General features: G+C 42.4%; 23 protein-coding genes and 1 pseudogene. 16 read left to right on the plus strand and 8 right to left on the minus strand.

Features of this window, described 5'->3' with window-relative positions; translation table 11 throughout:
- Nucleotides 1-119 precede the first annotated feature (119 nt).
- On the plus strand, nt 120-1,004 hold the full coding sequence (locus HRU23_07635; GenBank protein ID NRA54003.1) for a LysR family transcriptional regulator: 885 nt from the start codon (nt 120-122) through the stop codon (nt 1,002-1,004).
- On the opposite strand, the gene HRU23_07640 is transcribed toward HRU23_07635, so the two are convergent.
- A complete protein-coding gene (locus HRU23_07640; GenBank protein ID NRA54004.1) occupies nt 1,001-1,924 on the minus strand; it encodes a helix-turn-helix domain-containing protein in 924 nt (307 codons plus the stop codon). The genes HRU23_07635 and HRU23_07640 overlap by 4 nt on opposite strands.
- A gap of 145 nt (nt 1,925-2,069) precedes the next feature.
- On the opposite strand from HRU23_07640, the gene HRU23_07645 reads away from it, so the two are divergent.
- Nucleotides 2,070-2,591 carry a cysteine hydrolase gene (locus HRU23_07645; protein ID NRA54005.1) on the plus strand — a complete coding sequence of 174 codons (522 nt, stop codon included), beginning with the start codon at nt 2,070-2,072 and terminating at the stop codon, nt 2,589-2,591.
- Between the two features lie 116 nt (nt 2,592-2,707).
- Here HRU23_07645 and HRU23_07650 read toward each other — a convergent pair whose 3' ends face one another.
- Complete coding sequence (locus HRU23_07650) at nt 2,708-3,067, minus strand: helix-turn-helix transcriptional regulator (protein NRA54006.1); 360 nt, start codon at nt 3,065-3,067, stop codon at nt 2,708-2,710.
- Between the two features lie 132 nt (nt 3,068-3,199).
- On the opposite strand from HRU23_07650, the gene HRU23_07655 reads away from it, so the two are divergent.
- The 6 genes and pseudogenes from HRU23_07655 to HRU23_07680 all read left to right on the plus strand — a co-directional run bounded on the left by HRU23_07655 (nt 3,200) and on the right by HRU23_07680 (nt 6,525).
- Nucleotides 3,200-3,781 carry an NAD(P)H-dependent oxidoreductase gene (locus HRU23_07655; GenBank protein NRA54007.1) on the plus strand — a complete coding sequence of 194 codons (582 nt, stop codon included), beginning with the start codon at nt 3,200-3,202 and terminating at the stop codon, nt 3,779-3,781.
- Between the two features lie 9 nt (nt 3,782-3,790).
- Complete coding sequence (locus HRU23_07660; GenBank protein ID NRA54008.1) at nt 3,791-4,345, plus strand: AhpC/TSA family protein; 555 nt, start codon at nt 3,791-3,793, stop codon at nt 4,343-4,345.
- A 2-nt stretch (nt 4,346-4,347) separates the two neighbouring features.
- Nucleotides 4,348-4,734: pseudogene (locus HRU23_07665) on the plus strand (hypothetical protein).
- 438 nt (nt 4,735-5,172) lie between these two features.
- Nucleotides 5,173-5,514, plus strand: a complete 342-nt coding sequence (locus HRU23_07670) for a PilZ domain-containing protein (GenBank protein ID NRA54009.1) — start codon at nt 5,173-5,175, stop codon at nt 5,512-5,514.
- Nucleotides 5,511-6,179 carry an AAA family ATPase gene (locus tag HRU23_07675; protein ID NRA54010.1) on the plus strand — a complete coding sequence of 223 codons (669 nt, stop codon included), beginning with the start codon at nt 5,511-5,513 and terminating at the stop codon, nt 6,177-6,179. Before HRU23_07670 ends, HRU23_07675 begins: the two co-directional genes overlap by 4 nt.
- Complete coding sequence (locus HRU23_07680; protein ID NRA54011.1) at nt 6,166-6,525, plus strand: replication protein RepA; 360 nt, start codon at nt 6,166-6,168, stop codon at nt 6,523-6,525. The genes HRU23_07675 and HRU23_07680 overlap by 14 nt, the downstream gene beginning before the upstream one ends.
- 585 nt (nt 6,526-7,110) lie before the next feature.
- Here the strand turns inward: HRU23_07680 and HRU23_07685 are convergent.
- A complete protein-coding gene (locus HRU23_07685) occupies nt 7,111-7,896 on the minus strand; it encodes a 2OG-Fe(II) oxygenase (GenBank protein ID NRA54012.1) in 786 nt (261 codons plus the stop codon).
- Nucleotides 7,893-9,230: an aldehyde dehydrogenase gene (locus HRU23_07690; GenBank protein ID NRA54013.1), complete on the minus strand. Its 1,338-nt coding sequence runs from the start codon at nt 9,228-9,230 to the stop codon at nt 7,893-7,895. Before HRU23_07690 ends, HRU23_07685 begins: the two co-directional genes overlap by 4 nt.
- A gap of 193 nt (nt 9,231-9,423) precedes the next feature.
- Between HRU23_07690 and HRU23_07695 the strand changes: the two genes are divergently transcribed.
- Both HRU23_07695 and HRU23_07700 read left to right on the plus strand, forming a co-directional pair.
- On the plus strand, nt 9,424-10,329 hold the full coding sequence (locus tag HRU23_07695; GenBank protein NRA54014.1) for a LysR family transcriptional regulator: 906 nt from the start codon (nt 9,424-9,426) through the stop codon (nt 10,327-10,329).
- Between the two features lie 117 nt (nt 10,330-10,446).
- Nucleotides 10,447-10,737 (plus strand): YkgJ family cysteine cluster protein, encoded by a 291-nt coding sequence (locus tag HRU23_07700; protein ID NRA54015.1) that lies wholly within the window; start codon nt 10,447-10,449, stop codon nt 10,735-10,737.
- Nucleotides 10,738-10,999: 262 nt separating this feature from the next.
- Here the strand turns inward: HRU23_07700 and HRU23_07705 are convergent, their stop codons facing one another.
- The gene (locus tag HRU23_07705; protein NRA54016.1) at nt 11,000-11,428 is read right to left on the minus strand and encodes an organic hydroperoxide resistance protein; all 429 of its coding nucleotides are present in this window, start codon (nt 11,426-11,428) and stop codon (nt 11,000-11,002) included.
- A 110-nt stretch (nt 11,429-11,538) separates the two neighbouring features.
- On the opposite strand from HRU23_07705, the gene HRU23_07710 reads away from it, so the two are divergent.
- The gene (locus HRU23_07710; protein ID NRA54017.1) at nt 11,539-11,976 is read left to right on the plus strand and encodes a MarR family transcriptional regulator; all 438 of its coding nucleotides are present in this window, start codon (nt 11,539-11,541) and stop codon (nt 11,974-11,976) included.
- Between the two features lie 174 nt (nt 11,977-12,150).
- On the opposite strand, the gene nirK is transcribed toward HRU23_07710, so the two are convergent.
- Nucleotides 12,151-13,311: a nitrite reductase, copper-containing gene (gene nirK / locus HRU23_07715; protein ID NRA54018.1), complete on the minus strand. Its 1,161-nt coding sequence runs from the start codon at nt 13,309-13,311 to the stop codon at nt 12,151-12,153.
- 764 nt (nt 13,312-14,075) lie between these two features.
- On the minus strand, nt 14,076-14,894 hold the full coding sequence (locus HRU23_07720) for a helix-turn-helix transcriptional regulator (GenBank protein NRA54019.1): 819 nt from the start codon (nt 14,892-14,894) through the stop codon (nt 14,076-14,078).
- 220 nt (nt 14,895-15,114) lie between these two features.
- Between HRU23_07720 and HRU23_07725 the strand changes: the two genes are divergently transcribed.
- The 3 genes from HRU23_07725 to HRU23_07735 all read left to right on the plus strand — a co-directional run bounded on the left by HRU23_07725 (nt 15,115) and on the right by HRU23_07735 (nt 18,284).
- A complete protein-coding gene (locus HRU23_07725; GenBank protein NRA54020.1) occupies nt 15,115-16,506 on the plus strand; it encodes an aspartate ammonia-lyase in 1,392 nt (463 codons plus the stop codon).
- Nucleotides 16,506-17,537, plus strand: a complete 1,032-nt coding sequence (locus tag HRU23_07730; protein ID NRA54021.1) for an asparaginase — start codon at nt 16,506-16,508, stop codon at nt 17,535-17,537. Before HRU23_07725 ends, HRU23_07730 begins: the two co-directional genes overlap by 1 nt.
- A 303-nt stretch (nt 17,538-17,840) precedes the next feature.
- Entirely contained in the window at nt 17,841-18,284 is a 444-nt protein-coding gene (locus HRU23_07735; GenBank protein NRA54022.1) for a hypothetical protein, read from the plus strand.
- A 213-nt stretch (nt 18,285-18,497) separates the two neighbouring features.
- Here the strand turns inward: HRU23_07735 and HRU23_07740 are convergent, their stop codons facing one another.
- Nucleotides 18,498-20,867: a response regulator gene (locus tag HRU23_07740; protein ID NRA54023.1), complete on the minus strand. Its 2,370-nt coding sequence runs from the start codon at nt 20,865-20,867 to the stop codon at nt 18,498-18,500.
- Nucleotides 20,868-20,966: 99 nt separating this feature from the next.
- Here HRU23_07740 and HRU23_07745 point away from each other — a divergent pair, with 99 nt between their 5' ends.
- Together HRU23_07745 and HRU23_07750 are read left to right on the plus strand one after the other, a co-directional pair.
- Nucleotides 20,967-21,794 carry a CPBP family intramembrane metalloprotease gene (locus tag HRU23_07745; protein NRA54024.1) on the plus strand — a complete coding sequence of 276 codons (828 nt, stop codon included), beginning with the start codon at nt 20,967-20,969 and terminating at the stop codon, nt 21,792-21,794.
- Between the two features lie 7 nt (nt 21,795-21,801).
- Nucleotides 21,802-23,892, plus strand: coding sequence for a TonB-dependent receptor plug domain-containing protein (locus HRU23_07750; protein NRA54025.1), 2,091 nt, complete (start codon nt 21,802-21,804; stop codon nt 23,890-23,892).

Consider the following 23,892-nt stretch of genomic DNA (forward strand, 5'->3'; position numbering starts at 1 on the left):
CACTATTGTGCCGCGCCGAGACCGCGAAATAAATCGATTAGTAGTTAACAACCAGTTCCTTTTTGGATATGATTTGGCTTGTTTTAGGTTCTGGTGGTAATTGATGGCGGATATAAAAAATGGATATTGAAGATTTACGTAAATTTATTTTAGTGGCACAGCGTAACAATTTACAGCTGGCCGCCAAAGAGTTACATCAGACCGCTGGCGCATTGTCCAAGGTAATAAAACGCTTAGAGCAGCGGTTAAACACCCAGCTATTTGACCGAACCGGGCGTAATATTGTGCTAAACAGTCACGGCGAAAAATTCCGTCAATACGCGAAAAGCATTGTGCATGAGGCTGATCAGGCACTAAGTGAATTTGGCGGCAGAAAAAATACGTTTAAAGTCAATATTGCTGGCCCTTCGGTTTTGATTCAACACTGGTTACCGAAAATTATCGACAAACTGGATCAAAAAAAGCTCGAAATTGCGATTAACGTTAAATGGGAAAGCGAAGCAGTTAATTTATTGGCTAGCGGTAACGCGCATTTGGCATTGGTGACCGACACGGCACTTGAGCGCAGTAATCAACTGGGTGATTACCACAGTATTGCATTGGGCTCGACCCTGTTTAAAGTTGTGGCCAGTGCCAAGCATCCGTTATTGGTCAAGCAGCCGTTGGCTCGAGTTAGTCGTGAGCAACTGCTTGAATATCCGTTTGCCTGTCCTAGTGTGTCGCCATTTTGTGGGATCAGCCGCGGCATTAGTTCTGACGGTTGGCGTGATGACAAAATTGCTCGCACCATAGGTTTTCGTTGTAATGATTTTGGTGTCTTAATGTCGCTGGTGCAGCAAGGCCGTGCATTGGCCTATGTGCCTGACTTTATTGCACAGCAATATGATTTAACCGTGATTGACGTTGCCGATTGCGATTATTCTTGCCAAGAAAACATAAAATTAGTGTACCAACCTAGCTTGGCCGATGGCTGGCTTAACCAGTTGATTGCTAATTTTAATTAACTCTGAAAACGTTGCCTAAAGGCGCTCGGTGTTAAACCCATTGTGCGCACGAACAGTTTGCGGCAGCCGCTAACATCTTCATAACCTACCTGATGGGCAATTGATTCAAATGAGCTTTGGCTGGTCTCTAACAAATCACAGGCTTTTTGGATCCGCAATTTTTGGAGGTATTGATTGGGTTTTAATTGGGTGGCTTTGACAAAACGGCGTAAAAAAGTTCGTTCACTTAAATGATGCTGCTTGGCCAAATCGGCAATGGTTATGGTTTGGGTATATGTGCTTTGCAAGTGACGTTGTGCGGTTAAAATAATTACATCGCCATGATTTAAGATTGGACTAAATTGCTGATAAAACCGCTGTTCTCTGGTGCCAGTATCAACCACTAAATGTTTTCCCAATTGGCGCATCACACTCGATTGGCTAAATACCGTGACTAACTCCAAGCCTAAATCTAACCATGACATCATGCCGCCAGCGGTGATCAGATCGATGTCATTGACGATAATTTTGTCAATGGTTAAGTCGACCGCCGGGAATTGTTGCGCAAAGGTATTCGCCAAGCCCCAATGGGTGGTGGCAGGTTTATGGTTAAGCAAGTTGGTGGCAGCCACAATAAAAGTGCCAGCACAGGCACTGGCGATAATAGCGCCGTTAGCATGGTGGTGTCGTAGTGCATTTAGTAACAACTCAGGGGGCTGGAGATAAAAATCACTGGCATTGCTTGGCGGTAAAATGATTGCGTTATAATCAATGTTTTTACTTTCTGCCAACGAATTAACCGAGTGTTTATGGCACCTAAATTGATAATCTAAGCCTTGCTCAAGACAAATGGCGCTGGCCATCTCGAACATTTCTTCTAATCCATACACCGCCGATTGCAAACTGCGCGGGTAGTTGATAATCGCAATATCTCGGATCATATTTAGTCTCAACTTAATAATTTACAGGCTTGTCTGTTTTGGCCTTTATAATGTCATTTTGGTCACTATTGGGGCAAGTGATTTGTGCAGATAATAGCGGGGTAAATAAAAATCACCTTAAGTTCAGCCTAATTTGGAGTATGTTATGAATAAAAAAGCACTGTTGGTTATCGACTTACAAAATGATTATTTTAGTGACGGAAAATTCCCACTTTATAATACCGAGCAAACACTCATCGAGGTTAAGCGTGCAATAGCACTAGCGCATACCAATAACGTTGCGGTTATTCATGTGCAGCATATCGCGGACGCTGCGATGGGGCTTGCGCCATTCTTTAACCAAGGTACTCAAGGGGCTGATATTCATCCTGATATTTTGGCCGCAGCGCCCAATGCTCCGATTGTTGTTAAGTCTTTTGCCGACAGTTTCGAGCAAACGACGCTCAGCGAAGAGCTGGCTAAACTTGGCTGTAATGAGCTAGTGTTGTGCGGCATGATGACTCAAAACTGTATTACGCATACGGCGATATCAAAAGCAGCCGAGTCTTTTGATGTTTCAGTATTAAGTGATGCGACGACCACGACCGATCAAATGATCCATAATATTGCGCTGCATGGCTTGTCGACTCGCGTAAGCTTAACGAGCGCAGAGCATGCGTTGAGTTAATTTAGTTTGGGCTAGTCAGCTTTGGCTAGTCCTAAGTTTCTAAAAGCTAGCCCTTAGTATCTAAAGGGCATCCGTAGTAACTAAACTAGCTGGCGAGATTTACTCTACCACCACACCTAACCGATTTTATGAGATTGTGACCAAATGCGTAAGTCATCTAATAGCCCGAGCGCGGTTTTGCCAAAGTCGGTCAATTCATAGGTGACAGCAATAGGGCGCTCGCTAATCACTTTTCGTATTACCATGCCTTCTGCTTCTAATTCTTTAAGCCGCTGATCGACCATTTTCTTGCTCGCGCCACCTAACATTCGGGTTAAATCATTAAATCGAACCGGCTCATCTTTTAGGTGATAAATGATCGAACCTTTCCACTTGCCGCCAATTAGGCGCATGCCTTTTTCGATAGCACAGGGCTCAGTACAGGCATTTAAAACTTTTTTACGACCTTTACTGTCTGTTTCTACGGTGCTTTTCACTTTTTATCTCCAATATTAAACCAGGTTACTAAAAGTATACTGATTGATTATATTTCACAGGTAACTAAAATATACCACAAGCTCGAGTTGAGCGAAATATTTTTTGTTTTATTACTATCTGTGGAGATACCCATGAGCAACGTTTTAATTATTAACGCCCACCAATTTTACGAATTTTCACCAGGCAAGCTAAATGCCACCCTAGTAGACCAAGCAGCAACCATGCTAGCTGTCAAAGGGCATACGACGCGTATCGTTACGATGTCGGAGACTGTTGATGTTGAACAGGAACTGGCTAATCACCAATGGGCCGATATTATCTTGTTACAATCACCAAGTAATTGGATGGGTGTGCCATGGTCATTTAAAAAATATATCGATGAGGTATATACTGCGGGTATGGGCGGTGCTCTATGTGTTGGCGATGGTCGTAACGAGCAAGAACCACAGAAAAACTACGGCACTGGCGGCACCATGACTGGCAAAAAATATATGCTGTCACTGACCTTTAATGCGCCAGCACAAGCCTTTAACGATGAGCAAGAATTTTTTGAAGGCAACAGTGTTGATGACCTAATGTTGCCAACGCATATGAACTTCAAGTTCTTTGGCATGCAGCCGCTTGACACTTTTGTTTGTTTTGATGTGATGAAAAATGCCGATGTTGAAAGTGACTTTAAGCGATTTGAAGCGCACATTAACGCCAACTTTTAGGAGCAACAGATGATTGCACCACTTAGCTATACCAACAAACTGCAGCCAGGCAGTGATTTTCCTGCATTAACTGTCAACTTGTTATCGGGTGAAACCGCGACATTAGGCCAGCCAAAACAAGGGGCCGATTGGCAATTAGTGGTGGTTTATCGTGGCGCCCATTGCCCGATGTGCACACGTTACCTTAATCAAGTAGAGCAATTTAAAGCCGATTTGTTGGCAATTGGGATCGATGTTTTGGCGGTATCGGCCGATAGTAAAGCGCAGTTACTTGAGCATAAAACCCAGTTGAATGTCAGTTTTCCGTTAGCTTATGGTTTGAGCGAGCAACAAATGGCGACATTGGGCCTTTATATGTCCGATCCGCGCTCAGCACAAGAAACGGATCACCGATTCCCAGAACCTGCGATGTTTGTGGTTAATCGCGCGGGGCAGATCCAAGTGATAGACATTTCGAACAACCCTTTTGTCAGGCCTGAGCTGCAAACCTTAGTAAATGGTCTTGGTTGGATTAGAAACCCTGCCAATAATTATCCCGTGCGCGGCATGCATAAGTTAGGGTAACTATGAAAAATCTATTAGTGGCAGGCCTGGCAATGTTGGCAAGTCATGTCGCATTAGCGGATCAAACCGCTGCCGTGCCAGCTCACTAGGCATCACCGGATATTTATCAAGTATTATTGGAAAATGAACAAGTTTTGGTGCTTAAGATGACGTTGCAACCAGGGCAACAAGATAACTGGCATCGGCATCACGGCGAAACCGTTTATTTTGAACAGGGCGGCCGCGTTGAGATAACCACGCAAACTGGCGAAGTATTAGCGTTAGAGATAGCCGACGGATATGTGATGTGGCACGACCAATGGCAGCATCAGGTGACTAATACCGGTGATACGGTGTTAACAGCGCTGATTGTGGAACAAAAACAACTAAAGGCAAAGACTAAAAGTTAACGGCGCTTAGCACGTCCAATAGCGACTAAATTCACCGCAGCACAAAGTGATGTCTCAAGCTACAGCATCACTTTGTTAACATCTTTGTATTTATACGCTTGCACCCAAATCGGTTGGTTCCCAGTAAGGTCTGTTAAGCTTGCAATAGAACATGGATTTGTTGCTATGTAGATTTCCCAGCTGTTAGATTGACAACTAACAGCAACTGGCGTGATCTAGGTTCATGATAGTATTGAATATGTCTGGAGTGTTCGGGGCAGCCGCAGCGCTATAGTTAGCCAAATAAGCACGAAAAATACAAATCTAGCCAAATCAAATGGCCGAAAAAGAGTTTGGCCATCGTCAGTTTTATCAGTATTGGCGATCTCGCTATTCCAATAGCAATCTTATTCCAGCACAGGTATGATAAAATAATACCCCTAAATAGAGTTATTCTTAATGACAGATAATTTAGAGAAGACCGCATCAGAGCTACAGGAACGACGTCGTTCATTACGCTTAGATATGGAAAGTGAATTAGTTGCTATTTCACTCAAAAATGCCAGCGGTATAGTTAAAACGAAGCTGGTTGATTGTGATAATATCAGTCAAACTGGGCTTTCGTATATTAATGATGAGCCAATAGCGATTGGTGAAATAGTTGAGGTTCAAACTAATCCCAAAGATCAATCTTGCCCAACCCTAAGAGCGACGGTATTACGCTGCGATGTTCAGCAATCAGGTTGGTATAACATAGGCTTGTTCTTTCAAATTTGCGATGAAAAAACGGAGTCAATATGATATTGCTAGTAGGTGGAGAAAAAGGTGGTAGCGGGAAGAGCTGTTTGGCACAAAACTTAGCGGTGTATTTTTCACTTCATCGTGAGGCTAGTGTATTAATGGTTGATTGTGACCCCCAACGTACCACATCAGATTGGATTCAGGCGCGTAATACTGACGAGAGTCTACCGCAGATCAACTGTATTCAATTATATGGCAAGATCCGCAATGACTTGCTGAGCCTCGCGAACAATTATGACTATTTGATTGTTGATTGTGGTGGCCAAGATAATCTTGCGCTACGTGCCGCAATGTCGGTTGCCGATCAAGTACTAATTCCATTACGCCCTAAACGACGAGACGTTAAAACCGTACCACATATGGAAGATATCTTATCGACGTGTAAGATGGTCAACCCTAAGATGAATGCCTCTTTTGTGATGACTCAATGTCCATCACTGCCAAACCAAGCCAACCGAATCATAGAAGCGAAAGAAGTCTGCAGATCTTATGGGATCAATGTATTAGACGCCATCACCTATAGTCGTAACATTTATGACGATAGTGAAGAAGATGGTAAGTCGGTAATGGAAATAGATCCAAAAGGAAAAGCAGCCCTAGAAATTATTGCTATTGCGAAAGAGCTGTTGGCGATGAAACCGGATGATCGTTATGAGTTTAGCTGATCTAAAAAAGAAGCAAGGCAAGCGGCCACACAAGAAGCTGAGTGTAGAAGAGTTTATCGAAGATGCCACGGCCTATAGCCAAGGGAAATCGGTACTCTCTAATTCCACCAAGCGATTAGTCATACAACATAAGCGCAAACAAGCAGTTAAATCGACGCGCTTTAAGCATGCGACTTTTTCGTTGAGCAACGAGTGTATTGTTCAGCTCAATCAGCTTACTCAAGAAACAGGCATCAATAAATCAAAGCTAATTAGATTGTTAGTTGATAGTGTCGACGCCGAGAGTATTAACTCGCTGACAATAGATGAAGCGGACCATACTTGTGATCCATTAGACAAGAAATAGTGTTTACCTTGCTAAAGTAAGAGTGAAAAGAAGCTGTATTTCAGAACCACCGATAGGGGGCTATGATACATCTGACGGACTCTATCTAAGCGACTACCGTTAAAACATTAAGTTGTTGAATGGTATCAATAGCGCTAACTATTAGGTCTTGCGGCACTATCGTTAGTGAATTTGAAATTCTCCCTCCTAAGTTTGATAATGACACATCAATATCGCCGTGCATTCTGCGAGCTGCTGCTCCGGCAATGGGTAGACCAAGTCTTAACCCCGCTCTTGCTGCTGGTACTTTATGCTAAACACGCGAATGGGATTAAATAAGTTAGCTGTTAACAGCTGCAACACGATAACCATGTTGCGGCTTTTTTGTTGTAACCATTAACCATTAACCATTAACCATTAACCATTAACCATTAACCATTAACCATTAACCATTAACCATTAACCATTATCGATTAGCCGACTAGCCGATTAAGTGATTTAAGGCTATTAATCCATTAAATCACTAATGAATCGATGTTGATTCATCGGCTATAAAATAAAGGGGCTTCCCTAATGCTGTGGGCGAAACAATGAGTATCCGCGTCGTTACAGCTCGAATAATACGTCGGTTCTAACAATATATTTGGTGCCGCTCAGGATAGGTTGTGAGCTGTGCAAGCAATGCATCGGATGCTGGCCATGGGGAAATGCTAACACACTGCCTTTGGGCGTTCTGATGTTCACTTTTTTGACATCAGCGGTTAATCTCGCCGGTAAGCTCGGATTGTCCTTGTGGACCCAAAACTGGGTTTCGCCGCCGTCAAAGTCATCAGTCAAAAAGATTAAAAACGTCATTTCGCTCCAGCGATCATCATAAGCTTGACCCACTAACTTACGATTAATAACGCGGCTGCCTGGCCATGAACCGTCACTGTGTGGCTTAAAAAAATCTCCGGCTTGGTAGCGATAAAATCTAAATCGGGCGTTAAGGCCTAAAGCTTGTCGTCCTTGAAAATTGTCGTCACCCAGTAAAAACAATGCCGCGACTCGTTGCCAAATTAACTCATCGGTTACTGGGTCAACTACCATGGTGACATTGTCGTTATGGCGGACATTTCGTGGCAGTGAAACGGGGGCGTCGGGCAAATAACCAAGCGATTCGGTTAGTGCCACTAAGCGCTCACATTCTGCGGCTGATAACACATTAAGCAATTGAAATGCGCCAGGTACTTGCGGCAAGTCTTTGCGCGTTACTTCATTTGTATGACTGGTGGCCAACTCAATGGGATTGCTAGTTGTTGGAGTCCAAGTTGGTAAACTTGGGTTTTCGGCGCCGGGTTCTCTTGCAACCACATAAAATGGTGCCGCGTTGGTTTCACTAGCAACACTCATTTGGTTAATACCTTAACTTGGGCAAATTGCCGGTGACCTTCCACTGAACCGCGGTAACCAAAACCACTTTGCTTGGCGCCAACCCATGGACTGTCACCCTCGCCACCAACGCCTTGGTTTACGCCAACCATGCCTGCTTCAAGTTGATTGGCAACATCGAGGGCACCTTGCTGACCAAATACGACTGCGCCTAAACCATATTCGGAATCATTAGCGCGGCTAATCGCTTGATCAATATCACTGAATCGGGCAATCGCGACGACTGGGCCAAAGGTTTCTTGCTGTTCGATCAACATCTGTGGCGTAATATCTGAGATGACCGTTGGGTGAATAAAAGGTGATTGTGCCGCGCCGCCTGTTAATAATTTGGCACCTTTGTCGAGCGCATCACTGATATGCAATTTAACTTGGTCATATTGGCGGGCATTGACCAAAGGACCAATGTTGGCACTGGCATCATCCCAGGCGCCGGTTCGGTATCTGTTGGCGATAGCGACCACAGTGGCTTCAAAGCGATCAGCAATTTTTTCATCAACATAAACGCGTTCGGTTGCGACACACATTTGTCCGGCGTTTTCAAAACTGCAACCGACGGCAAAACCTGCAGCGGCTTCAATATCGGCATTGGCCATCACGATCATTGGGTCATTACCGCCTAGCTCCATGATTAAGCGTTTCAACCCTGAGCTGGCGCGGGCCATAATATCTTTACCAGCGATGCGAGAACCGGTAAAGGCGACTAAATTGACATCGGATTCAACCAACTTTTGGCCCAGTTCTTTACGTCCATGCACGATTTGTAGCAGGTTATGTGGTAAATTCTCGTTTAAAGCAGCGACCATTTCGTCGGCCACTAACGGTGTTTCTTCTGACGGTTTAAATACCACGGCGTTACCAGCGACCAAGGCTGGAATAATTAAGTTTGCGGCCATCGCCAACGGGTAGTTCCACGGCGAGATGACAGCGGCAACACCTAAGGGTAAATAATGAATTTGGGTCCGGTTGCTGGTATTGGTCGGTTTTAAGGCTAAAGCAACGCCTTGTGCAATATATTCAGCGCTATGGATAACGCCGGATACTTCGCCCATTGAACGATTGCCGTCTTTACCCATTTCCATGCTGATTAGTTTGGCTAAATCGCGGTGCATCGGCGCTAAAGATTCAAAGGCATTGGCAACAATTTGTGCGCGTTGCTCGACAGGTGTCTTGCGCCATTGTTGGAAAGCGAGCCGCGAATTTGCCACTATTGCTGTTAAGTCTTGTGACTTGGTCATGGTTACTTGCCCGATCAATTGACCGTTGCTAGGGTTGGTTGAACTTATATAATTTGTCATTGGCTCGCCATTGTGTGATCAGTTAATTGATCAAATTGGTATTAAAGTTAACAGTGCCAAATAAATGCAAGTTTGGTACTTATATCGGCAGAGAGTAAATCAAATTAGCGACAAAATAAAACAATCAATCGTTGTTATAGTTACAATAAATTTTGGTATCATAGGTGAAATAATATAAAGCAAGGGCAGGGCGATGGCAGGTATTAATCGGCTCGACATTAAACAGCTTCGGGTATTACAACTGTTATTGCAAGAGCGTAATTTGTCGAAAGTAGCTAAGCAGATGGGCCTAACTCAGCAAGCAATTAGTGAGCAATTACGAAAAATTCGTAATTCCTTTGATGACGACATGTTTATCCGAACCAACAATGGGGTTATTCCGACCGCATTTGCGCAAGCGATGGAAAATCAAGTTAATGATATCCTCAATCAGATTGATGATTTGATCAGTCCTAAATGCTTCGATCCCTCTACTGTCGATACTACGTTGCAAATAAGTGCAACTGATTATGCTTTAATCACGGTGTTGCCGTTATTGCTCAATAGAATCAGTGCGCAAGCGCCAAAACTCAAAGTGGTGATCAGGGGATTCGAGACTGACAACTTAAGCCAGCTGATGGTGACAGGTGATCTCGATTTGGTAATTACTTTTCCCGAGTTTATTCCACCGAATTACCCGAATATGCTGCTATTTAAGGATCACCACGTGTGTGTGACGGGGCTAAATTCGCCTTACTCGGGCAAGCGATATACGCTGAGTGAGCTGGCAATATTACCACAAATTATTGTGTCGCCATCACGCGCTAACCTTAAAGGCTCTCACGATGCCTGGTTTGCTAGCATGGGGTTAAGTCGCAATATTGTGATGTCAGTTCCTAGTTTTGCCGCCGCTGCACCTATTATTGAGGCGACCAATAGTGTGTGTTTTTTACCGTCGCGGTTATTGCCCGACCCACGAGTAGTAGCGCTCGACATCGCTGAGCAGCCACCGAGTTTTGACGTGATTGTCGCGTGGCATGCCCGTTCAAGCAATAACCCGTTACATCTGTGGTTGTTAGGTTTGTTTGAGCAAATTTTTGCTAATGAAATACCGCAATAGTCAATGACGATAAAAATAGCGCGGTCGGTTGCAGATAGTGCGTTGTAGGCTCGAGAATTTCAGCCAAATAGAGTATGCTACTGATCATTGTCTTTGTTGTATTTGTTGTCGTTGTTTATGCCGATTGAAGTAAAAAATATCCCCGTTGTCGAAATTACATGTGCCAATTGTCAGGCATGTTGTTGCAGTGCTGAAGTCATGATTATGTCAGAAACAGGCGTGCCTAGTCGGCATATTTATGTGGATGAGAACGGCAGTGAGTCGATGTTGCGGTTAGACGATGGTTGGTGCTCAGCCTTAGATCGGGATACCTTAATGTGTTCTATTTATGAAAATAGACCTTGGATTTGCCGCGAGTTTGAAATGGGATCTTATGAGTGTGCCGATGAACGCAATGAAAAAATGTAGCCATTTATTAATGCCGACAACACTATTTATTGGTTGTCGAGCCTGACCTATTATTTAGAATTAAATCCTAATGTGTAGATCCTAGCAGCAGCGCAGCCCTGCTGCATTGACAACCACAGCCAGTTATTAGGCTAGCATCCCAAAATACGTAGTGAGCGCGAATTAATAGCGCTATTGATTACAATCGTTCTCTGATTATCAGTGCCCTCACACATGGGTTAAGTTGGTTTGCTATTAAACAAACCAACTTAACCCAGCCTCATTACAACAACTTAATGGTTACTTCAATATTGCCACGAGTGGCATTAGAGTAAGGGCAGACTTGGTGAGCAGCATCGACTAAAGCCTGTGCCTGTGTTTTATCCATATCGCCTAAAGAAATATTTAACTGTGCTGCGATGCCAAATCCGTTCTCGATCGGGCCAATACTGACCTTGGCGTTAACAGAGGTATCTGCAGGTAGTTTGATGCTCATTTTACCAGCGACAACTTGCATTGCGCCAATGAAACAGGCTGCATAACCTGCGCCAAATAGTTGCTCAGGATTAGTGCCTTCACCACCTAAGCCACCGAGTCCAACCGGGGTCGACAGTTTTACATCTAGGTTGTTATCATCTGATTGCGCGCTGCCTTGGCGACCGCCTGTTGAGGTGACATCTGCTGTATATAGAACACTTTGTAGTTTATTCATTGTTTATCTCTAGTAAGTTAGTTTGTATGCAAACTATGTTAAGTTTATTTATCTGTCCTTGCAAGTACTTTGTGTGCAAAGTATAATTGAGCTCAAATATAGGAGAGAAAATGAACAGCGATCACTTGCTACTTGAGGCGCAAATTTGCCATCGGGTTTATGTATTATCAAATGCCATAACCAGAGCTTATAGACCATTATTGAACGAGTTAGATATTACTTATCCGCAATATGTAGTGATGATGGCGCTGTGGGAGTTTGATGACATTGTGATTAATCAACTGTTGGAAAAAACCTTGATTGATCCCGGCGCGATGAGCTTGATATTGAAGAAGCTTCAAGCAAAAGAGCTATTAACGCTTAATAGTTCACCGACTGATAAAAGAATTAAAGTAGTACGGCTAACACCACAAGGGCAATCACTCAAGCAGCGAGCACTTGATATTCCCGCACAATTAAAATGTCGCGCGCCATCGTTAACCGATGAGGAAATTAGCACGTTTACCCGCTTAGCAGACAAACTCAATAGCGACTTGTTGGGTGATTAAACATCGTGTCAGATAAAATAATTATTGGTTTATTTTACCTGACAATACGGCTTACTAACTGGCTCAATATTTAGCAGCGGGGTACATGGCGCTCCCTTACGCGTAAATAATAAAGCCATCATGGCTAGGCACGATATTGCGCCTAGCAATAGTCAGAGTTGTACTTAGTCAGAGTTATACCTTATGAGGTCCTGAAATTTGCTCCATTAATTGGTTATTCCACTGCCCCTCAACTTTAACGTGAGCGGCAGCGCCCAGCAGAATAGCTTCGGTAAGGTTATGATTTACATAGGCGTAAGTGCCAGGTTGACGAAAGGTGTACATTGCCGCAGCGGCACTACCACCGGCAACAAACCATGTTTCAAGATTGGTCATTGGTTTATTGGCAAATGATCCTCGCTCCCAAACTAAATCGCCATGTCCGCCAATTAGGTGAGGGCGTGTATCACGATTGGCTTGTGAATGAATAAATAGTACGGTTTCGCCAACATTTGCGGTCATCGAATTTTCGCCAGTGATCGCGCCTTTAGCACCATTAAAGACAATATGGGTTGGCACCAAGCCTTTCATCACTTGCATTGTGTCATTAAAACCGGCGAGTGCGCTATCGTAGTGCTTATAGTTGCCCTTGTTATCTTGCGGAATATAGAAGTCCTGTTCACCGATATAATAGGCTTTATCATAAGGTGCTGAGTTACCTATTTCATCAGTTAAGCCTTCACGCGGTAAGACCATCATGGCCCCATTCATGCCAGATACCACATGCCATGGGATCATCATGCCACCTGGGGCACAGTGATAAACAAAAACACCGGCTTTGATACAACGGAACCGCACCGTTGCTTCTTCACCAGGATTAACGTGAGTTAGGTCGCCCGCCCCCATTGCCCCAGTTGCTGAATGCAGATCAATATTATGCATCAACGAATTAGATTTAGGATTTACTAACGTAAGTTCCAAATAATCATATTGATGCACCACAATCATTGGGCCAGGCACCGAGCCGTTAAAAGTCATCGCCCACGTTTTAACCCCAGGCTCTAGCTCAATAAGTTTTTCTTCAATCACTAAACGAACCTTAACCACCTTTGGCTTGCCCTTGGCAATTTGGTCGTGTTTAGGCAGTAAAGGAGGTTGAACCATTTGTTGCTCGATAACATCGAGTTGGTTCGCTTTATATTTCATCAAATCATCGTTTGATTTACTCGCTGACTTTTTAGTTTGAGCTGTTGCTGGGGCAGAAATCATGCTGGCGACCGCAGCAGCGGTTGCTGTTACTGCCGCGCCTTTGAAAAGTTTACGGCGGTCGATATTTATTTTAGGTTGGATAGACATAGTTAATCACTCTCTTGTTATATTTTCTAATTTAGATACAGCGGTCAAACATACGATAAAGATTGTGTTGCTGATCTATGTCGACAATGTAAGCACCTTGGCGCAATAGACTGTAAGTTCGATGCTGCCTGCTACGACTGATTGCTCAATTCCAATCAGGCCTGTATTAAATTAGTTGCTAATGAATGTAATCAAAACTCAGTAACTGCCTTGATGTAATTAACTTTATTCCTTATTCAGTGACATCAAATTGACAAAAATCAACCAATTGCGGCGCTGGTTGGGCTCAAGCCAAGGGTTTGCTTTTAATTCATTTAATTCAATAGCTTAAATGTGTTTGTGTTTTTTGCTGACAAATCTATTTAACCAAAGTTTGTTTCAAATCAACTATGACAAATTTGGATGTTGTTTTTGTTTATTGGCGGCAAACAGCTGTCGTGTAATTCTACTCTGGCGTTAGGTTAGCTAAATAATCAGGTGGTATCTTGGGGGGACTTTAGGTATGGAATTACGATGAAACAGTCAGGTGAGTCTTGTGATTACGATGGAGGAACGAGGATCAAAATTGAAGCACAGTTATTAAATCATCCCGCTATATAAATTATCTAGCCGCAATAACGGTCAATAAGTAAATAATCAGCAGTGCCACAACTCTAGTATTTTATGACAGTGTCGCAACACTAGTTTATGACAGTACCACAGGGCTAGTAACAGCGTTGTTGGCTAAATTTATCGGTTAGCAGCCAATATGCAGGCTGCTCTTATCAGTCTAAATGCTTTGCCCTAAAATGCCATTCACCTTGGGCCATATCATTTTTTATCGCCTGTTTTATTGAGCTATCAATTTCAGGAGAGTCAAGCGCGTAAAGGCCACAAAACGAAAATGCTTTTTTTAAGTTGATCGTCAGTCCTAAATACTCATAAACCACCCGAGTACAGCTCGGCATGCGCTCGCCGCTGCCACTGACGCCAATTTTTAAGCCCCTTAATTGTGAAATACGGTTTTTAAAGGTAGGAAACAGGATCGTTTGAGAAATTTCATGGGCTGTTAGCGATTCGTAATCAACCATAAAAATCCGGTCGACCAAAAAATTAACCATGCCTAAATAAATGCCATGATATGCCTTTTTGTGCGGTGGTTCGACAATGCGTTCGGTTCGCTGGTAATAGACCTTTCCGCCTTTTTTTTCAAAACATACTAGGGTTCTCAGAATTTTACCAGGATGGGCCAGAGACATGTAATATTCAAAATAATAACCGAGGTATTTATCAAGTTCACTGGTACTCGATTGTTCTAATTTTAGTAAATGGCTAGTCTCATGCGCCGTTGTTGTTTGATCATGCTGCGGGCGCGGCCTTACTTCAATTAATAATTTAAATTGACTGTGAGGCATCATAATTTCGAACTCTTCAACCCCGAAAAATTCACAAATTCGTAGCATGGTATTGGCGCTTGGCTTATGCCTGCCATTGAGATAGCGATTAAATTGGGCGCGATTAATTTCTAAGCGGCGGCACACTTGGGCAATTGATTTATAGTAATTGCACAGTAGCTGCAGGTTATTGGAAAAATTTGAATTGATTGGCACCGATTTTCCTAGGTCACGAGTGAGTTGAGCATTCAACAAATAGCGCCATCATACGTTTGTTAGCTTGTTTAAACAATGATCCGAAAGATGCGTAACGACGCATAAAGCGCATCAACTAGCACCAATGTAAGCTAGAGTGTCAAATCGTGGTTACCTAACAATTTTGTTTTAATAGCACCAATATTTAGAGCACTAATAAACAAGGGTAACAGCAATGAAGACGCGTATTGAGCACGATTTACTTGGCACCATGGAACTATCTAACAATCTTTGGTATGGCATTCAAACACAGCGCGCGGTAGATAATTTTTCTATAACCGGCACCCCAATTGGCCACTATCCTGAATTGATTCAAGGTCTAGCAATGGTTAAAGCGGCGGCGGCTCATGCTAATGAACAACTTGGTTTGTTACCATCAGACAAGGCGCAGGCGATTGAGGCTGTTTGTGGCGAGATCATCGCTGGCAACTACCATCAAGCATTTGTGGTGGATGTTATTCAAGGTGGGGCAGGCACGTCGACCAATATGAATGCCAATGAAGTGATTGCAAATTTAGCCTTGGTCAAACTAGGCTATAACAAAGGCCAGTACCAGTATTTACACCCAAATGATGATGTCAATCGCTGTCAATCAACCAATGACGCTTACCCGACAGCTGCTCGCGTTGGCATTCAATTGGCGGGCGATACGTTATTAGCCGCGATTAAACAATTAAAAATTGCCTTTGAACAAAAGTCGTTTGAGTTTGCACCAGTGATAAAAATGGCCAGAACTCAGCTCCAAGATGCCGTGCCAATGTCGCTTGGGCAAGAGTTTAAAGCCTTTGCAGTCACAATTGGTGAGGAGCTTAGCCGGATAGAAGAAGCGGGTAAATTACTTTGTGAAGTTAACTTAGGCGGTACTGCAATAGGTACCGGCATTAACAGCCATAAAGATTACGGCACTCTTGCTATTGCCCATTTAGCAAAGCTGTCAAATAAACCAGTGGTGCAGGCGGGTAACTTAGTTGAAGCGACTTCAGACATGGGCGCGTTTGTTTATTACTCGGGTATTTTAAAACGCCTAGCGGTTAAATTGAGTAAAATTTGTAATGACTTACGCTTGTTGTCTAGTGGACCACGCACCGGTTTTGGTGAAATATCTTTGCCAGCAGTACAACCGGGATCAAGCATTATGCCGGGTAAAGTTAATCCGGTTATTCCTGAAGCGGTTAATCAAACAGCGTATCAAGTGATTGGTAATGATTTAGCGGTAACCTTAGCAGCAGAAGCGGGGCAGCTTCAGCTTAACGCAATGGAACCTTTAATCATTTATAACCTACTTAATTCAATAAAAATGATGACTTCAAGCTGTAATATGCTTAACGAAAAATGTATTACTGGCATTACGGCCAATGTAAGTCGTTGCCAAGAACATGTCACTAATAGCATTGGCACCATCACAGCGTTAGTGCCAGTGCTTGGTTATAGCAATGCCTCAGCCATTGCGTCGCAAGCGCTGAGAGAAAATAAAACGATTAGTGAGTTGGTCCTGAGCCATGGCTACTTAAACCAAGAACAATTAGACACCTTATTAAATCCTCTCGCTATGCTTGAGGTCGGCTAATGACTACCAAACAGCCTAAAATATTATTGCTTTACACGGGTGGTACTGTGGGTATGGAGCCTTCACCTGAGGGTTATGTGCCGATGGCTAACTTTGATAACTTACTTAAAGACCGGCTCGAAGACAAGCTAGTGGCGCAAGTGAATCCGCAGTTACCAAAATATGATTTTGTTAGTCTTGATGTCTTGATTGATAGTGCTAATTTAGTGCCACAAAACTGGACTGGCTTAGGTCAAAGATTGTTGGATAACTGGGACCAATATGATGGTTTTGTGGTGTTACATGGTACTGATACCATGGCTTATACAGCATCTGCATTATCTTTTATGTTTCAGGGGTTAACCAAAGCGATTGTGGTAACCGGTTCGCAGATCCCGTTAGCGGTCGGTGGCAGTGATGCCTTAGGTAATATCGAGCAGGCCATGTTATTAGCGGCGTCGAACGAATTGCCAGAAGTGTGCATTTGTTTTAACGGCAGCATTTTACGTGGCAATAGAAGTTCGAAGTTTAAGGCAACGGAGTTCGATGCGTTTAATTCGCCCAATTACCCGAATCTTGGGCAAGTAACCAAACAAATTAGTCTGAAGAATGATTTGCTCCTTAAAACTGAGCCGCGCTCGTTTTTAGTGCCAAAATTCAAATGCAATGCGGTGTTGGTATTACAAGTTTATCCGGGAATTTCAACTTTAATTCTTGACTCTATTTTTGCTCATAATGAGTTTAAAGCGGTGATCATTCAAACTTACGGGATGGGCAATACCCCGAGCATGGACAGCTCTTTAATTAGATTGTTAGAACAAGCTTATCAGCAAGATATCGTGGTATTAAATATCACCCAATGTGTGATTGGTAGTGTTAATCAAGGGATTTATTCAACCGGCGAAACAATGAATAAATTAGGTGTCGTTGCCGGACGAGATATGACATTAGAAGCAGCTTTTGCGAAATTACATTTTCTAATTGCCTCGGGTTTAACGCCAAGTCATGTTCGAAGAGAACTCAGCGTTAATCTGTGTGGTGAATTTAGTTGATCACTCACGCCATTTTGTTCAATAAGGTGGCGTAGATATTTGATGGTGAAATTGCTTATCTTGATGATGTTTATGTAAGATTTTGGTCGAAATTAATGTTTTAAATTCGGGCTTACACTGTGCAGGGCTGATGGTATTGACGCTACGGGACAAATTACTGTGAATTTTTGATCCGCACTGCGGTTGAGAACATTGATTGTCCTGCTGTTTTTACATTCGTTTTTCAGTGACATGTTAAAGTAATTTTTTTTTGTGCCGATAGACTTATAAGGAACGATAATTACATTTTTTTGGGGATTTTAGATGGAACTTTTATCAGCCAGCCAAGCTAGTGTTGGTGCTACCACCCGTGTGCAATCGCAAGTCCAGCCAGCCGAAGAGCAAACAAACGCACAGCAACAGACATCGGCTGGTGTTACTGTCTCGATATCCCAAGCGGGGCGAGAAAAGCAAGAGAGTGAGCAGGAACAAACTATAGCTGAGGTGAATAAAAAAGCCAGCGAGCAGCTGCAACAAGGCAGCGTAAAAGCGGATAAAAAAGAGCAGACTCCAGTAGAGAAAATAGAACAACGTATTGAGGAAGTGAAACAAAAAATCCAAGAACTCAATAAACAAATCCAGGCATTACGCGGCAATGACAGTGAGCAAGCGCAACAAGAACTAAAATTGCTTGAGGGGCAAATGCAGGGGTTATTAAGTGAGTTAAACGGTTTGGTGGAGCAAAAACTCGAATTAGAGAAACAATAAAAGCGTTAAACTGAACGGTGGCGCTACTTTAGCTGTTTCTCACATTGACTGGGCGTTTGGTTGAATTTGTATAAGACTGACAGTAATTGGTTGATATAGATCGCACCGCGACTGACTTTGTTTGTCCCCTTATCATATGATAAAGCCACTATAACTTTTTCTGACGACACCAGCGTTATTTTATAACCCCACTTTGTCAATGATGACTTCGGCTTAGCTTATATTTGTTGAGTCTATTTTGTCTTTGCTTTGGATAAACTGATGCAACCTTTGGAGCAGATAATCTATTACCTGGATCGCGTCAGAATCGGTACTAAGGGTTAATATATAGCTAAAAACTTCATCGTATATACAGCGTCCGGTCGCATTTTCGCGTGATAGAAAACGGGTGATTTCTCGTTGCCAGTGTGTAACATCATTGATAAAAGTTTCACCAGTAAGGCTAAGCAGTTGCTCTGGCAACACAAAATTAGGGACCTGAATTGCAATGGATCTTTTTGTCTTGATGAGTTGTTCAATGGTGAGATGCTGTGCGACTGGTTTTTCTAATATATTGTCGGCGCCGGTTAAAATACAAAAATCTAAAAGCGAGTTAACCGAACTTGCAGTGTAAGCATAAATTGTTGTTGCGGTATTAAGCCCAAATAACCGGCATCGAGTGATGAAATCATATCCTTGCTCACCGTCAAACAGTTTCAAATCAACCAAGATCAAACTAAAGCTGGTGGCCTTGGCTGCTGACATTGCATCATGAATATTATCAGTAACTAGAATGGTGTAATCAAGGCCAGCCATTTGGCGAATTGGCAAGGTATTGCTTGGGGTATCGTCTAGTAATAAGACATTACCCTGATAATGATGTTGGTTAGGCAAGTCACCAATAAGTTGTCTAATAATGTCAGGGGTTAGCTGAGTTATATTTGATTGTTCATACTGTGGTAGCGTTTCAAAAGCTGTTGGATTAGACAGCTCGATTAATTTGACGTCTGACTGTGAGGCAACTTCCTTTACCTGAGTACTAAAGCGGTTGAATGTACCGTGGCTAACGATTAAATCGTAGCTCGGTTGTTCGAGGCTCAGGTGTTCTAAAAAACTGTATTCATCGACAAAAGAATCAATAAAAGTACCGTCGCCGCAAGATTGTGACAATGCGAGCCGGATCGGGCTTTTGTTGCCGATAAATGCGATGCTAGCACCAGTAATTTCAGCAATTTTTTCGTTGGTGTTTTTAGTTTGGCATTGCATTCTTACTTCAAAAATGGAACCTTGCGGGATCGCATCATAGACATTAATTGAGGCACCAAGCGCGTTGCATATATTACATACAATATGCAGGCCTAAACCTATGCCCTCATACTCTTTGTTCTCATCAAGACAACCGCGCTCAAAGGCATTAAATATTTTTTCCTTAGTGTCTTGTGCTATTCCTTTGCCATAATCGCGGACTGTTAGGCTTAAATTGTCTGTTCTAGCAGGATCTACCGTAATGTCTAAATGAATGAAATTGCCGCCATATTTCATTGCATTGGTCAGTAAATTGATACAAATTTGCTTGATCCGAAGAGGATCAGTTAAACACTCTAATTGAGCCGTGTTGTATGTTAATACCATATCACGCGCATTAGAATTATGTGAAGTCGCTATATCGATAGCTTCTTGTGCAACGACACTTAAATTACACCAGGTTTTGTTGACACTGAAACTGCCGCTGTCACTTTTAGCCAATTCGATAAAATCGTCTAAAAACGAGCTTAAAAGTTGTTTGTTTTTAGTGATTTTTGAGCCGTGAATTTTCAGTTTTTGTGGATCGGCTACTTTAGTGAGCAGGGCATAAAGCGACGTCAGCGGGGTTTTGATTTCGTGGCAAAGGTCAGCCACAAATAAGCTTTTTCCGGCGCGTTGTTGTTTAATTCTTTGTGCTAACGCATCTTGTTCGTGGTTTAAATTGGTGATTGCTGCATTGAGCTTATTATTTTCGAGTTTAAGACTGTTATATTTATCGGTTAACTCACTTTTATGCTTGTTTAATCCGCTGAGCGATCCCATTAAACGGTTGCGTTGTTGATCCAGAGTATTGAATTGGCGTTCGTGGGCGTTAGTGAGAGATTTTCGGTTTAACATATATAAAACGAAGTATGTGAGAAGCATCAACAGTGCCCACAAGTAAATGGGATTGATTAACTCGATATTTTTAAAGGTTATTGTCACACTTAGGTTATCTTGTTTAACTTCACCAAACGCCCACAGATCTGTTTCTGGTTTTATCACGATTGACAGGGTGGTCTGTTGTTGCAGATCTGTGTTTAGCTCGGCCGCCTGCGGCTTGTTAAACATTAATACCGTGCCAAACTTGTCTGTTACTTGCCACAAGTCAATAGTTTGAATACTGTGTAATTCCAGCGTGTTTTTAAGGCCGTTAAGATCTTGATATGTTGCGTAAGCAAGGGTCTGTAATATAATATTTTTATTGGTTTCTAACACGGAACCTTGCTGCTGGCGCCATTTTTCGTGGGCCAAGAGAATAACGATAAGCCCGGTTACAAAAAAAACAATCAGTAAACTATGGTATTTAAAATTTTTCAACTTTACCTCGTTAGAGTCTAAAAAATAAACAAACTAAATATATAATTGACTTTTATTACTTCTGCACTAAAATGCAATTTTTATCACAAAGTTGTATCAATGTATTTAATTTCTTTGGCTTATGTTACATTTTTTTCACTAAGCCAACTAAAGTGTTCAATCTTTAAACTAAGCTGTACTTTTGTTGTGTTAGTAGCACTGTTGTGGTTAGAAGGCGCAATAGCGTGGCAAATCCCAGTTATTGTACTGTTATTAAACGGGTTTTATTTTCTAACAAGTGAAACTAGTTACTTTAAGAATCAATATGTAACCATTTTAACTGATAGTGTCGTCTTTTTCACTGCGGCCGCCTTATTTTTACACCTGATCCCAGGATTTAACAATGTATTGGTCATTGATAACTTGAGTATTGGCGCTACCAGTTCAATTCCTTATTCAATGTATATTAATTACGATAAAGCATTAGCTGGGTTAATCGTTTTGTTACATGTTGCAAAAAATAAGCAAGTGATCGGCAATGTTAGCTCACATTCACTTATTTTTACGTTATTGGCCGCGTTTAGCATTGTGGCATTGGCATGTTTTAGTTTGAATTTAGCGTTTGATCCTAAATGGCTCGGCAACGCCTCAATACTGTTTGTATTGGTGAAATCCTTTTCGACGGCTTTTGCCGAAGAAATAGTTTTTAGAGGTATGATTCAAGCTAAATTGGCCCAATGGTTTTCGCCAACATCGGGCTGGATATTAGCGTCGTTGTTCTTTGGCGCGGTACATGCAGGGGCTGGCACTAGTTATATGTTAACGGCGTTTGGTGCTGGGCTGATGTATGGTTATATTTTTAAAAAATACCAAAGTATTTTATTAGCGAGCTTATGCCATTGTTTAGTGAATATTATTCACTTTAGTTTATTAACCTATCCGATGTAGAAATTCCATGAAAAAAATAATAATAGCTCAACTGGCTTTAGCGGTAAGTGTTAATCTGCAAGCGCAAGATTTATGGCAGGATGTAGAACAAAGCGATGCGGGCCCGATATTTGAAAAGAGTGTGCTTGATAACCCGGTGCCGGTGTCGGTTATCACCGCTGAGGATATTGCAGCTTTTGGTATTGAATCGATAGTTGATGCTATTGCGTTATTTCCTGGCGTATCAATGGCACGTAATGAATATTTTGAGATTTCGTTTGGCTATCATGAACTGTCACCTATATCGCCTCGGCGGATGTTGGTATTGATTGATAATACAACGGTATTACAATCGGGGCTGGGCAGTGTGTCGTGGTGGAATTTACCGATTTCTATTGATGATGTTGAGACAATTGAATTGACCAGGGCCCCTGATGCCACTAATTATGGTTCTAATTCATTTAACGGCACCCTTCATATCAAAACTAAGCGCAAAACTGAGCGGCGCATTGCCTCAGCTAAATATTACATTGATGGGTTGAGCGAGCGGTATACAGCACGGTATCAAGATAAGTTTGGTGATTCTTTAGTTGCTGTGACTGCGAGTAAACTGCAGTCAACTGGTTTTAACAATTTTAGCGATGATAGTGACAATACCGCTATTTCTTTATCGTACGATTACTCAAAGCAAGCTCTCGGATTGGGTGCGACCTTTAAACGTTCGCAAGGAACAAAACAGGGGCGCGCTGGTGAATACTCAGCAATGCCAGGTAAAACCAGTCAAGACATCACCCTATACGGTTTGTCGGCCGAGTATGCATTGAATAAGCAGCATAAAGTTCAACTATCTGTCAATATTAGTCAATGGCATCAATATGAAGAGCTAAATATAGTTTTTCCGTTGGTGGTATTGTCACCTGCCTTAGGTGATTTGTACGCATTAGATAGTCAAACTGCAACCGCTATTGTTTATAATGGTTATCGCCCAAGTGCCGATTATCGTTATTACTCATTATACCAAACCGTACTGCAAGAAGGAGCCGCTACGGGCTTGTTTGCTGGTGAAGTTTATAAAATGAACGTGCCAGTTGAGGTCGATGAACAACGGAAATCACTGCAGGCTTCTTATTATTTTGACAATGATACTTGGGCTTGGTCTTTAGGGTATAGCGTAGTCAAAGACACCATTTTCTCTCCGGTCTACTCACTTGATTTTAACCGACATCACTTAACCACTCGGCAGGCATTTTCCAGTGTCTCTTACTCAGTAGGTGATACGACCCTGTCGAGCAGTTTTATGAATGAAACGACTTCGTTGCTCACTGAAAAAAAGAACAATCAGGCGCGGATCTCTGGTTTGCACCGAATCGGAGATTCATCATCGATTCGAGCTAGTGCTTCTTATTCGTTCCGTCGCCCAAGTTTATGGGAACAAGAGGGTGGTTTTCGTTACTTTGTTGATGTTGAAGAAAATGATTATGATATCGAATCAGGTATCTGGTTTCAGGGGAAAACATCTCCTGGTGGATTAAAACATGAACAAAATACTTACGCTGAACTAGGTTTTCATTACGCCAGTTTAGTCGCGCGGACCGAGTTTGACCTTAGTCTGTTTTTCTCTCGTTATGAGGGACTAATTGTCGAAGAAAAGACCGTTGAGGTGTTTAACCCCCAGAATAAGCATTTTGTTGATTTATATGGCGTTGAAGCTGAACTTACCACGAAAGTTGCGGGTCATAACTTCAAAGTTTTTGCCAGTATCGCTGACAGTACAGTCAAGCAAGGCCCGGCTGTTATTGATCAATCTCGTGGCTTTTCATTAGAAAATGCCGGTTTTACACCGCAATTAAAACTTAATCTTTTACATTCATATCAAGTCAACGACTTGTTAAGCCTTAATTCTGAAGTTGGCATTACTCACGGTGTTTCTGATCTCAATAGCCATTTCGTTAAAATTGGTTTTTCTAAAGCCCTAAAAATATGTGGTCAAAGCCAAATAAAGACGGCAGGTTTTGTACGATATACCGACCAATTACTTATTGGTTCGCCATATATAAGAGGGCTGATTAAGTCGTCGAATAATCTAACGCTTGGTGGGTCGGTTAAAATTAGCTTTTAA

It is taken from the genome of Gammaproteobacteria bacterium, from assembly GCA_013214945.1.
In the GTDB taxonomy this organism is placed as follows: Bacteria; Pseudomonadota; Gammaproteobacteria; order Enterobacterales; family Psychrobiaceae; genus Psychrobium.